Below are 12,197 nucleotides of genomic sequence, written 5' to 3'. Positions count from 1 at the left end.
GGGGAGGCGGGGAGGGGGTTTTAAATACAAAGCAATGAGTTAAAGCACACTTTGAATTTTGTTTTTGACCTTAATACCCCACCCCAATCCTCCCCTTCGCAGGGGAGAAAGTTTACTTATCAAACATCTCTTTTCTCAGTAACACGATTTCTTCTGCCAGATCACGGCACAGCATGGCGGTCATCAGATGATCCTGCGAGTGCACCATGATCAGATTCACCGGAATTTTCCCCACGCCTTCATCCAGGCCAATCAGTTGCGTCTGTACTTTGTGCGCAACACGCGCCGCGTCGTCCGAGGCTTTCAGCATCGCATCAGCCTGTTCCCATTCTTTTTTACGTGCATGCTGAATCGCCATCATGGCGTTAGATCGTGCTTCTCCGGCGTTGATCAATAACTCCATCACCGTTTGTTCCAGATCGAATTCCATCGAAAACTCCAAATTGGTATACCAGAAAGGGGTGAAATCATCATATTGGAATTCCAATATTCACATGTGAGAACGCTGTCACAGAAATTAATTCGTATTCCGCTATTTTTTGGCATGCCACATTACGAAATTATTCCCGAAATATGGCCGACAGGATGATTTACAGAACCGGAATCTGACCCTGCTTCGTACGACACCTTTATTCCTCATTCAATATAAAAGGTGAAGACGAAATCAACACCTGTGAAGTATAGAAAAAAGAAAATGAGGTGCTGTCATGTCACTGAAAGACCGCTTTATCGATTCTCTGGGGGGATTCGCCAACACCTTTAATAGCTTCCGATACATCATGGCTATTAAGGCGTCTTTTATCACGTTAATGCCCGTTATTATTGTGGGGGCATTCTCAGTTTTAATTTCAAATATGGTGATGGATCCGAAAAACGGATTAGCGCATTTTGAAATGTTCTCCTGGCTGGCCACCCTCAAACCGATCATGAGCAGTATTAACTACGCCACGCTCAGTTTTCTGACCATCGGTGCGGTGTTTTTAATTGGTATCGAACTCGGGAAAATTAACGGCTCACGTTCGTTATTTCCCGGCCTGCTGGCAGTGATTTGTTTTATTGCCGTGACGCCAACCACCGTCGATATGATGGTTAACGGCCAGATGCAGGAAGTGAAAGATGTGCTGGCAAAACAATTCTCCGATACTAAAAGTCTGTTCCTCGGCATGTTTATTGCCATTCTGTCGGTGGAGATTTATTCCCGTCTGGAACGGGTTAACGGCCTGCGTATAAAGATGCCTGAGAGCGTACCGCCCAATGTGTCGGCGTCATTCTCGGCGTTAATTCCCGCCATTATTACCGTGGTGCTCGTCGCTACCTTCGGCTTTGTATTCCACCGCGTCACCGGCATGTATCTGTACGATGCGGTGTATCAGGTGATTCAGCGTCCGCTGGAATCGGTGATGCAAAGTCTGCCGGGCATTCTGCTGCTGATGTTTGTCGCGCAGCTGTTCTGGGTGATTGGTATTCATGGCAACCAGATGATTAAACCGATTCGCGAACCGCTGTTGCTCGGCGCCATCATGGTTAACATGACCGCGTTTGAGCAGGGTCATGAGGTGCCAAACATCATCACCATGCCGTTCTGGGATGTATATATGAGCATCGGAGGCTCGGGTTGTACCATCGGTTTGTTGCTGGCGGTGATGATCGCTACCCGCCGCAAAGAGATGCGCGAAATCGCCAAACTGTCCCTCGGGCCAAGTTTCTTCAACATCAATGAACCGGTGATTTTCGGTATGCCGATTATGCTCAACCCGATCCTGGCTATCCCGTTCATCATCACGCCGCTGATCACCGGCACCATCGGCTATTTTGCCACCAGCCTCGGATTCGCCGGACGCGCGGTGGTGATGGTGCCGTGGACCACACCGCCGATTATCAACGCCTGGCTGTCAACGGCCGGATCGATGGGCGCGGTGTTTACCCAGATTGGCTGCATTGTGGTGGCGGTACTGATTTATCTGCCGTTTGTGAAAGTCGCGGCGCGTCGTGCCGATCAGGCTCAGCTTGAAGCCATGCAGCAGAGCCAGAAACAGGCTGCCACGGCGTAAATTATTCGGAAAATGAGGGATGTTATGAGTAAGGTTTCAATCGCCATTCCTGACGGATTTATTCTCGGTGCCGCCGCCTCTGCGTGGCAGACCGAAGGCTGGAGCGGCAAAAAAGACGGGCAGGATTCGTATCTGGATCTCTGGTACAAAAATAACCGCCATGTCTGGCACAACGGTTACGGCCCGGCGAAAGCCACCGATTTCATCAACCGCTACAAAGAAGATGTGGCGCTGATGAAAGCCAGCGGGCTGAGTCATTACCGCACGTCAGTTAACTGGTCGCGCTTTTTCACCGACTATGAGTTGGGTACGGTCGATGAAGAGTACGCGGCATATATCGACGATCTGCTCGATGAGATGAAACGTAACGGTATCGAGCCGATGCTGTGTCTGGAACACTACGAATTACCGGCGTTTCTGATCGAAAAATACGATGGCTGGAGCTCGAAAAAAGTCGTCGATCTGTTTGTGTTGTATGCAGAGAAAGTCTTCGAACGGTATGCCGGAAAAGTCCGCCGCTGGTTTACCTTCAACGAACCGGTGGTGGTGCAAACCCGCGTGTATCTGGATGCGATCCGCTGGCCGTTCGAGCAAAACACCGCGAAATGGATGCAGTGGAATCACCACAAAGTGCTGGCAACCGCCAGAGTGGTCGAACTGTTCCATCGCAAAAAATATCACGCCGAAGGCACCGTCGGGGTGATTTTAAATCCGGAAGTGACGTACGCCCGTTCATCGGCGGCGCATGACCAAAAGGCGGCGCATTTATACGATTTATTCTATAACCGCGTATTTTTAGACCCGATGATCAACGGGGAATATCCGCAGGAATTGCTGGAGCTACTGGAAAAGCACGGCGCACATTTCGATTATACAGAAGCGGAACTGGCGGTTATCCGTAATAACACCGTGGATGAAGTGGGTATTAATCTTTATTACCCGCACCGGGTGAAAGCACCGTCCCGCGAATGGAATAAAGACACGCCATTCCATCCGGCGTATTACTACGAACATTTCGAATTGCCCGGACGCCGGATGAATAAATCGCGTGGCTGGGAAATCTATCCGAAAATTATTTATGACATGGCGATGCGCATTAAAACGGAATACGGAAATATTTCGTGGTTTGTGGCTGAAAACGGCATGGGTATCGAAAATGAAGGCCAGTTTCGCGATGCCGTCAGCGGGGAAATTCAGGACAACTATCGTATTGAATTTATTGCCGAGCATCTTTACTGGACATTAAAAGCGCGGGAAGACGGCGCCAATTGTCAGGGATATATGCTCTGGGCCTTTACCGATAATGTCTCGCCAATGAACGCCTTTAAAAATCGTTACGGGCTGATCGAAATTGATCTTGATAACAATCGTGATCGCCGTCAGAAGAAATCCTCTCACTGGTTTAAATCACTCAGTGAAAGCGGTGTGTTGTCTTTAACGCTCGATGACCAGGAAAAATAACCTAAGGAAACACTATGAAACGAATCGTTTTAGCTTGTTCGGCAGGGATGTCCACGTCACTAGTGGTCACCAAAATGGAAAAAGAAGTTACTGCGCGGGGGCTGGAATATCAGATCTACGCGATCCCTGAAAACAATCTGCGTGACGAGCTTGAAGCCTATGGCCGCGATATTGTCGCCGTGCTGCTCGGGCCGCAGGTGCGTTTTAAACTGGCGGAGAATAAAAAGCTGACCGATGAACACGGCATTCCGATTGCGGTGATCGACATGGTGGCTTACGGCACGTTAAACGGTGCAAAAGTGCTGGATCAGGCATTATCTCTGATACAGTAACATCCGGTCTTTTTTGTTTTTTGCATCAGGGTGATTGTGTGGAAAAAGGTGTGGTTTCGCAGGACAGAAAGCAGTATCAGGAAATCGGGCATGACCTGCGTGAGCAAATCAAGCAAGGGCATTTCGCCGTGGGATCCCGCCTGCCGCCCGAACGCAATATGGCGGAAAACTACGGCGTCAGCCGGACGATTGTGCGCGAAGCCTTACTGATGCTGGAACTGGAGGGCACGGTGGATATCCGTCAGGGTTCCGGCGTGTACGTGATCCGCATTCCTTCTCAGGAAGAAGGCGAAGACGAACTGTTGTATCAGGGGCAGATTGGCCCCTTTGAAATCTTACAGGCGCGGCAGTTGCTCGAAAGCAATATTGCCGCGTTTGCCGCCAAAATGGCCACCAAAGCGGATATCGAAAATCTGCGCCGCACGCTGGAGCAGGAACAAATCGCCATCGTGGCTAACGACGAAAGCGGTGATAACGACCGGCTGTTCCACCTGCTGATTGCCGGTGCGACACAAAACCAGATGCTGCTCGATTCGGTGAAAAATATCTGGATGCACCGGGATTCCAGCCCGCTGTGGAAACAGTTACACAGCCATATTGCTACCCGCGGTTACCGCCTGAAATGGCTGGCTGATCATCAGAATATTTTGGCCGCACTGCGCCGCCGCGACGTCATGGGCTCGTATCAGGCGATGTGGCAGCACATGGAAAATGTGAAAAATACGCTGATGGAATTGTCGGATGTGGATGCGCCGGAGTTTGACGGCTATCTGTTTGAATCTGTGCCGATTTTTCAGGGAAAGATGGTCTGAACACGATGAAGATTATTAATCTGAGTGAACGGCCTGAATTTCAGGACGCGGTCACAGACTGGCTTTGGCAGGCATTTGGCAGCGAAAACAGCCGGGAGTTTTTTGCCAGCGTGGTGCGAAGCAGCCTGTCCGGCGCGGACTTACCGCAAACATTTATCGCACTCGAAGGCGACAGGCTGGCAGGAACCGTGGGCCTGTGGCGCTGTGATTTAATCAGCCGTCAGGATCTTACCCCGTGGCTGGCGGCGTTATACGTGGATGAAAATTTCCGTTCGTGCGGGCTGGGGCAGCAGTTACAGGCATTTGTACTGGAACAGAGCCGCCGCAGCGGCTTTTGTGAGTTGTATTTGTATGCCGAATTCACCGGCTATTACGAACGTTTTGGCTGGAAATATATCGGCGATGCGCTGGATTATCCGGATAAGCCGGTGCATCTTTTCCATCAACATCTTTAGCTGTTTGCCGGGCCGCTCACCGAGTGACGACGTACCAGCGTCGGGCTGAACATATGGGTTGTTTCCGGTAACGGCTGACCGTTTGCCAGCGCTAACGCCAGTTGCGCTGCCTGATTCGCCATTGCCACCACCGGATAACGTACGGTGGTCAGACGCGGGCGCAGATAGCGTGAAATCAGCACATCATCAAAGCCAATCAGCGAAATTTCGCCCGGCACATCAATACTGTTATCGCTTAATACCGATAATGCACCGGCAGCCATCGGGTCGTTGTAGCAGGTCACTGCCGTAAATCCTTTGCCCAATCCCAGTAAATCCGCCATGGCTTTTTCACCACCGATTTCATCCGGTTCCGCGTAGGCAATCAGCTTGTCATCCACCGGAATGTTGTGTTCGGTGAGGGCGTCGATATAGCCCTGAAGCCGGTCGCTGGCATCGGAAATGCCGTGGTTGGAACATAAAATCGCGATGCGCTGATGGCCGGCCTGAATGAGGTGGCGCGTCGCCAGCCAGGAACCGTAGCGGTCATCGAGTGCAATACAGCGTTGTTCAAAACCCGGCAACGTGCGGTTAATCAGCACCATTCCGGGGATTTGCTGCATCAGGCTGGTCAGCTCATCTTCTGGCAGCATTTTGGCGTGAACCACTAACGCCGCACAGCGGTGGCGGATCAACTGCTCAATGGCCTGACGCTCTTTTTCAACGTTGTGATAACCGTTACCAATCAGCAGAAAATTGCCGGTGGCGTAGGCCACCTGTTCGACCGCTTTGACCATCGCGCCAAAAAACGGATCAGAAACGTCGGCCACGATCAGCCCCAGCGTTTCGGTTGCCTGTTGGGCGAGGGCGCGGGCGTTGGCATTCGGATGATATTGCAGATGCTGCATGGCGTTCTGTACGGCTTCCCGCGAGCTGTCGCTGGCTTTCGGGGAATGGTTTATCACGCGTGAAACGGTCGCAACCGATACGCCTGCCAGTTTTGCTACATCCTTAATCGTTGCCATAACACTTCCGTTTTCCGTGAGGGTAATCGTTTACACTGACCAGTTTTGCGGAAAAGACCAGTGGCTGCAAGGATGCTGATCGCAACTTTTTGATGTAAGCGCGATGTAACGGGAAAAGATCGTGGTGATTAACCGAAATCCCAGTGCGATAGGGTGGAAATGCGTTTTATTAAGATTATTTGTTCTTTGAAGTGTCAGCGCAGTGAATGGTATTTTTAAAGTCATTTATCTGCGCTGAGAAAAATAGAAATTATGTCGATAAAACGCTATCCGCAACTGGCCCACTGGGGCGCATATACCGCTGTGGTGGAAGATGGCCGCTTAATCCGTTGTGAACCTTATAAGGCGGATGCCGATCCCTCACCTCTGCTCGATTCCATTGCGCCGCTGGTCTATTCCGACAAACGTATCCGCAAACCGGCCGTGCGCCGCTCGTGGCTGAAACATCGCGAAAACAGCGATCGTTCGCTGCGGGGCCGCGAAGATTTTGTCGAAGTGGACTGGGATCTGGCGCTGGATCTGGTGGCCGAAGAGAATAAACGCGTGCGTGATCGCTACGGCGCTTCCGGCATTTTCAACGGCTCTTACGGCTGGTCATCGGCCGGACGTTTGCATCACGCCCGTTCTCTGGTGCGTCGTTTTTATTTCACCGGTGGCGGCGGGGTGGATCAGCAGGGCAACTATAGCTGGGGCTCGGCGCAATTTTTCCTGCCGTACGTTATCGGCACGTTTACCCCGCTGACCGGACGCGTGACCTCGTGGCCAAGTGTGGTCGAACACGCTGACATTCTGGTGGCATTTGGCGGTCTGGCGCTGAAAAATGCGCAAGTGGCGTCCGGCGGCGCGGTGGAACATACCCTGAAACCGGCGCTGGAACAGTTGGCGAAAAAAGGCACCCGCGTCATTAACATCAGCCCGATGCGCGACGACTGTCCGGAATTCGTGAATGCAGAGTGGATCCCGATCCGCCCGAACACCGATGCGGCGCTGATGATGGCCGTCGCGTTTGAGATTCAGCGCAAAGAAGCGCAGGACGAGGCGTTTCTGACCAGCCATTGCGTCGGTTATCCGCAGCTTGCCGCCTATCTGCGCGGCGACACTGACGGCATCCCGAAAACCCCTGACTGGGCAAGCCACATTACCGGCGTACCGGCTGAGCGTATTGCGCGTCTGGCAGATGATCTGATCGGTGTACGCAGCTTTATCACCTGTTCTTATTCTGTACAGCGTGCTCACCGTGGCGAGCAGCCTTACTGGATGATGATCGCCATTTCCGCCATGCTCGGGCAGGTCGGTTTGCCGGGGGGCGGATTCTCCTTCGGTCACGGCTCGATGAACAGCGTGGGTAATCCGCGTTATGACACGCCGGGGCCTGCCGTCAGTGCCGGGCCGAATCCTTCTGGTTTGTCGATCCCCGTGGCGCGTATCAGTGACATGCTGCTCAATCCCGGCCAGCCGTATGAATTCCAGGGCGAAACGCTGAATTATCCCGATATTCACCTGGTGCACTGGGCGGGCGGTAATCCGTTCCACCATCATCAGCAACTGAACCGTCTGGTCGAAGGCTGGCAGAAGCCGGACACCGTGATTGTGCAGGATAACGTCTGGACGCCAGCGGCGCAGATGGCGGATATCGTGCTGCCCGCGACGACCTCGCTGGAACGTAATGATATCGGCGGATCGTCACGCGACCGCTTCGTGCTGGCGATGCATCAGGCTGTTGCACCACAACATCAGGCGCGTAACGATTTTGATATTTTCGCTGACATTGCTGACCGTCTCGGTTACCGCGAGCAGTTCACGCAGGGGCGTAATGAAGATCAATGGTTGCGCCATATTTACCGTCAGTGTGGCGAAGCGCAGAAAGGCACCGGCGTTGAATGGCCTGACTTTGAAACCTTCTGGGAGCGCGGTTTTGTTGAACTGCCGGTACCGGAAAAAGATTACGTGTTCTTTGAGGAATTCCGTAAAAGCCCGCGTGCTAATCCGCTGGGGACCCACAGCGGCAAAATCGAACTGTTCTCCGAAACCATCGCGGGTTACGGTTATGACGATTTCGCGCCGCACCCGGAGTGGCAGCCGCCGGTAGAATGGCTGGGCGCGGAAAGTGCCAAACAGTGGCCGCTGCACCTGATTTCCATTCAGCCAAAAGATCGTCTGCACAGCCAGCTTGATCAGTCGCCGCTGGCGCAGTCGAACAAAACCGCCGGTAAGGAAACGTTGTTTATGCATCCGGAAGATGCTCTCAGCCGTCAGCTCAAGGAGGGAGACCGGGTGAAAGTGCACAATGCGCGTGGCAGTTGTCTGGCGGGGGTGTCACTCAGTGACGGAATTACGCGTGGCGTGGTGCTGATGTCGACCGGCGCCTGGTTTGATCCTGGCTTTGGTGGTCAATGGCAGGAAACCGAGCAGGCGGGGAACCCGAATGTACTGACGCTGGATATCGGCACGTCGCGTCTGACGCAGGGGCCAAATGCCATGAGTTGCCTGGTCGAAGTGGGACCTGTTTAAGGTAGTTTTTAAATAGTTAGCCCGATTTAGGATAAATCGGGCCTATTTTCACCACTCGTTACACTTTGCGGAATTATGTTTCGATTGCCTGCTGGCTGTGGTTCGTACAAAACAGCTAAATTGAACGTCCCAGAGGTATTGATTGGTGAATCATCAACGTGCTCTGCATGTTGATACCGATTAAATTTGCACCAACCTACGCGGATGCGTAGGTTTTTTTTTGCCTCAACTCCGGCACACCGATCAGTTCCCTCCTAAACTCTCTCTGACTGTCGTCATTTTTCAGCGGCTTATAGTATGCTGTTTCCCCAACCTTTTTCTTCAAGATCAGGGATGACACATAAGGAGATGGCAAACATGTATAACTTTCTTTTCGCCGCGTTCAGATGGCTCTTCCGCCTGATGTTCCGGGTTACCGTGACCCCGGCGAGAAACGATTTTAATTACCCGCGTTTAATCCTCACGCCGAACCATGTCTCGTTTATTGACGGCATGTTGCTGGTGCTTTTCCTGCCGGTCAAACCGGTATTTGCAGTGTATTCCAACATCACGGACAGCTGGTTTATGCGCTGGCTGAAACCCTATGTGGACTTCATGCCGCTGGATCCCACCAAACCGATGGCGATCAAGCATTTGATCCGCGAGGTGGAGAAAGGGCGTCCGGTAGTTGTGTTTCCGGAAGGGCGCATTACGGTTACCGGTTCATTAATGAAGATTTACGACGGCGCGGCCTTTGTGGCGGCGAAGTCACAGGCGACCGTCATTCCGGTGCGCATAGACGGGCCGGAATATACGCCGTTTGGCCGGTTGTTCGGCAGCTTTAAAATCCGCTGGTTCCCGAAGGTCACCATCAATCTTTTGCCGCCGACTACCATTCCGATGCCGGATGCGCCGCGTTCCCGTGACCGCCGCATTCTCGCCGGTGAGCAACTGCATAAAATTATGATGCAGGCACGTATGGATACCCGCGAACCGGAAACGCTGTATCAGGCGTTGTTGTCTGCACAAACCCGTTATGGCCGTCGCAAACCCTGTATCGCTGATATCGCGTTCAAAGAAGATACCTATCAGGGACTGCTGAAAAAATGCCTGGGCGTGAGCCGCATTTTGCAACGTTTTACCCGCGAAGGTGAGCATGTCGGGATGCTGTTGCCAAATGCCACGATCATGGCGGCGGCGCTGTTTGGCGCGTCAATGCGCAACCGTATTCCGGCGTTGCTTAACTACACTGCGGGTGCCAAAGGGTTGCAAAGCGCGATGAAAGCGGCGCAGATCAAAACCATTATTACCTCCCGCCAGTTCCTTGAAAAAGGCAAACTGACGCACCTGCCGGAGAACGTGCCAGAGGCGAACTGGGTCTATCTGGAAGATTTGAAAGACACGGTGACCATGCAGGACAAGCTGTGGATCCTGTTCCATCTGATCTTCCCGCGTCGTGCGATGCTGCCGCAAAAAGCCGATGATGCAGCACTGGTGCTGTTTACTTCGGGTTCTGAAGGCAATCCGAAAGGTGTGGTGCATTCACACGCCAGCCTGCTGGCTAACGTCGAGCAAATCCGTACCGTGGCGGACTTCACGCCGCGTGACCGCTTTATGTCGTCGCTGCCGCTGTTCCACGCCTTTGGCCTGACCGTCGGATTGTTAACGCCGCTGATTACCGGCGCTCGCGTGTTCCTGTATCCGAGTCCGCTGCATTACCGCATCGTGCCCGAACTGGTCTACGACCAGAACTGTACCGTGCTTTTCGGTACTTCAACGTTCCTGGGCAATTACGCCCGCTTTGCCCATCCGTATGATTTTGCCCGCTTGCGGTATGTGGTGGCCGGTGCGGAAAAACTGGCTGAAAGCACCAAGGAAATCTGGCAGAACAAATTTGGTATCCGCATTCTCGAAGGCTACGGTGTGACCGAATGTGCGCCGGTGGTGGCGATCAACGTACCGATGGCGACTAAAGTAAACACCGTCGGCAAGATTTTGCCGGGGATGGAGTCTCGTCTGATTACCGTGCCGGGCATTGAAGAGGGCGGACGTCTGCAACTGCGCGGGCCGAACATCATGAAAGGCTATCTGCGCGTCGAAAATCCGGGTGTGCTGGAAACTCCGCAGGCTGAGAATGCCGCAGGTGAAATGCAGGCGGGCTGGTATGACACCGGTGATATCGTCACGCTGGATGAAAAAGGTTTCTGTGCCATCCGTGGTCGCGTGAAGCGTTTTGCCAAACTGGCGGGAGAAATGGTCTCGCTGGAAAGTGTCGAGCAACTGGCGATCAAGGCTTCACCCGATAAACAGCATGCGGCGACATCGCGCAGTGATGCCAGCAAAGGCGAGGCACTGGTGCTGTTCACCACCGATCCTGAATTACGTCGTGATGCGTTAAGTAAAGCTGCCCGTGAACTGGGGTTGCCGGAACTGGCCGTGCCGCGTGAAATTCGCGTCGTTAAAGCGTTACCGTTGCTCGGCAGCGGTAAACCCGATTTTGTCACCCTGCGCGAGATGGCAGAGAACCCGGAGAGTGAAGCATGAGTCAGCCTTTAAAGGCAGCTGCAGGGCCGTTGATGTCAAAGAGTATGACGGCGGTGATCGTGGCGCAGTTCCTGTCGGCTTTCGGTGATAACGCGCTGTTGTTTGCCGCGCTGGCGCTGATCAAACAACAGCTTTATCCCGACTGGAGCCAGCCCGTTTTACAAATGGCGTTCGTGGCGACGTACATCATTCTCGCGCCGTTTGTCGGGCAGTTTGCCGACAGTTTTTCCAAAGGCCGCGTGATGATGGTCGCTAACCTGCTGAAATTGGCGGGCGCGGCGGTGATTTGCGCGGGCATGAATCCGTTCCTCGGTTATACGCTGGTCGGCATTGGCGCTGCGGCTTATTCACCGGCGAAATACGGCATTCTGGGCGAGATCGCCAGTGGTGAACAACTGGTGAAAGCCAATGGCCTGATGGAAGCCTCTACTATTGCCGCGATCCTGCTGGGTTCTGTGGCCGGTGGCGCACTGGCTGACTGGAGCATTCTGGCGGCGCTCGGTATCTGTGTGCTGGCGTATGGCGCGGCAGTGGCGGCAAACTGGTTTATTCCGAAGCTGAACCCGGCGCGTCCGGGGCAGTCATGGAATCCGGCAAAAATGAGCCGGACATTTTTCTCTGCCTGCAAAACCTTGTGGCAGGATGGCGAAACCCGCTTCTCGCTGGTCGGTACCAGCTTGTTCTGGGGCGCGGGCGTGACGCTGCGTTTCCTGCTGGTGCTGTGGGTTCCCGTGGCGCTGGGCATCACCGATAACAAAACCCCGACCTTGCTGAATGCGATGGTGGCGATCGGGATTGTGTTTGGTGCGGGAGCGGCGGCGAAGTTAATCCGTCTGGAAACCGTGAAACGCTGCCTGCCAGCAGGTGTCGCCATCGGTATCGCCGTGGTGGTCTTTGCGCTGCAAACCAGCATGCTGAGTTCTTACATTGTGCTGGTGGTGGTGGGGATTTTAGGCGGCTTCTTTGTGGTCCCGCTGAATGCCCTGTTGCAGCATCGCGGTAAGATTTCTGTCGGTGCCGGTAACGCGATTGCCGTACAGAATCTGGG

General features: G+C 53.5%; 10 protein-coding genes. 8 read left to right on the top strand and 2 right to left on the bottom strand.

Annotated elements, in window-relative coordinates; genetic code table 11:
• Positions 1-112: 112 nt before the first annotated feature.
• Positions 113-430, bottom strand: a complete 318-nt coding sequence (locus UC14_RS25725; RefSeq protein WP_013574149.1) for a PTS lactose/cellobiose transporter subunit IIA — start codon at positions 428-430, stop codon at positions 113-115.
• A 277-nt stretch (positions 431-707) separates the two neighbouring features.
• Between UC14_RS25725 and UC14_RS25720 the strand changes: the two genes are divergently transcribed.
• From UC14_RS25720 to UC14_RS25700, 5 genes are read left to right on the top strand one after another with little or no spacing between them, the layout of a single operon-like run.
• Positions 708-2,051, top strand: coding sequence for a PTS sugar transporter subunit IIC (locus tag UC14_RS25720; protein ID WP_013574150.1), 1,344 nt, complete (start codon positions 708-710; stop codon positions 2,049-2,051).
• 24 nt (positions 2,052-2,075) lie between these two features.
• Positions 2,076-3,512: a glycoside hydrolase family 1 protein gene (locus UC14_RS25715; RefSeq protein WP_112198702.1), complete on the top strand. Its 1,437-nt coding sequence runs from the start codon at positions 2,076-2,078 to the stop codon at positions 3,510-3,512.
• Between the two features lie 14 nt (positions 3,513-3,526).
• Positions 3,527-3,844: a PTS sugar transporter subunit IIB gene (locus tag UC14_RS25710; RefSeq protein ID WP_013574152.1), complete on the top strand. Its 318-nt coding sequence runs from the start codon at positions 3,527-3,529 to the stop codon at positions 3,842-3,844.
• Between the two features lie 38 nt (positions 3,845-3,882).
• Positions 3,883-4,656, top strand: coding sequence for an FCD domain-containing protein (locus UC14_RS25705; RefSeq protein ID WP_013574153.1), 774 nt, complete (start codon positions 3,883-3,885; stop codon positions 4,654-4,656).
• Between the two features lie 5 nt (positions 4,657-4,661).
• Complete coding sequence (locus UC14_RS25700; RefSeq protein ID WP_112198701.1) at positions 4,662-5,111, top strand: GNAT family N-acetyltransferase; 450 nt, start codon at positions 4,662-4,664, stop codon at positions 5,109-5,111.
• On the opposite strand, the gene galR is transcribed toward UC14_RS25700, so the two are convergent.
• Positions 5,108-6,115, bottom strand: coding sequence for an HTH-type transcriptional regulator GalR (galR, locus tag UC14_RS25695; RefSeq protein ID WP_013574155.1), 1,008 nt, complete (start codon positions 6,113-6,115; stop codon positions 5,108-5,110). The two genes, UC14_RS25700 and galR, sit on opposite strands and share 4 nt — an antisense overlap.
• Before the next feature lie 252 nt (positions 6,116-6,367).
• Between galR and UC14_RS25690 the strand changes: the two genes are divergently transcribed.
• The 3 genes from UC14_RS25690 to lplT all read left to right on the top strand — a co-directional run.
• Positions 6,368-8,626 (top strand): molybdopterin guanine dinucleotide-containing S/N-oxide reductase, encoded by a 2,259-nt coding sequence (locus UC14_RS25690; protein WP_013574156.1) that lies wholly within the window; start codon positions 6,368-6,370, stop codon positions 8,624-8,626.
• 357 nt (positions 8,627-8,983) lie between these two features.
• Entirely contained in the window at positions 8,984-11,149 is a 2,166-nt protein-coding gene (aas, locus tag UC14_RS25685; RefSeq protein ID WP_112198700.1) for a bifunctional acyl-ACP--phospholipid O-acyltransferase/long-chain-fatty-acid--ACP ligase, read from the top strand.
• The coding region (gene lplT / locus UC14_RS25680; RefSeq protein ID WP_112198699.1) for a lysophospholipid transporter LplT at positions 11,146-12,197 on the top strand (1,052 nt) is incomplete at its 3' end. The genes aas and lplT, both read left to right, overlap by 4 nt.

Source organism: Rahnella sp. NRRL B-41462 (assembly GCF_003263525.1).
Lineage (GTDB): Bacteria > Pseudomonadota > Gammaproteobacteria > Enterobacterales > Enterobacteriaceae > Rahnella > Rahnella aceris.
Note: the sequence above shows the minus strand (reverse complement) of the source record. Positions and strands in the feature narration are given on the sequence as shown.

Bases quoted from the DNA above. Each gene is read 5' to 3' on its own strand.
- UC14_RS25725 (WP_013574149.1), bottom strand. From the start codon at position 430: ATGGAATTCGATCTGGAACAAACGGTGATGGAGTTATTGATCAACGCC.
- UC14_RS25720 (WP_013574150.1), top strand. From the start codon at position 708: ATGTCACTGAAAGACCGCTTTATCGATTCTCTGGGGGGATTCGCCAAC.
- UC14_RS25715 (WP_112198702.1), top strand. From the start codon at position 2,076: ATGAGTAAGGTTTCAATCGCCATTCCTGACGGATTTATTCTCGGTGCC.
- UC14_RS25710 (WP_013574152.1), top strand. From the start codon at position 3,527: ATGAAACGAATCGTTTTAGCTTGTTCGGCAGGGATGTCCACGTCACTA.
- UC14_RS25700 (WP_112198701.1), top strand. From the start codon at position 4,662: ATGAAGATTATTAATCTGAGTGAACGGCCTGAATTTCAGGACGCGGTC.
- galR (WP_013574155.1), bottom strand. From the start codon at position 6,115: ATGGCAACGATTAAGGATGTAGCAAAACTGGCAGGCGTATCGGTTGCG.
- UC14_RS25690 (WP_013574156.1), top strand. From the start codon at position 6,368: ATGTCGATAAAACGCTATCCGCAACTGGCCCACTGGGGCGCATATACC.
- aas (WP_112198700.1), top strand. From the start codon at position 8,984: ATGTATAACTTTCTTTTCGCCGCGTTCAGATGGCTCTTCCGCCTGATG.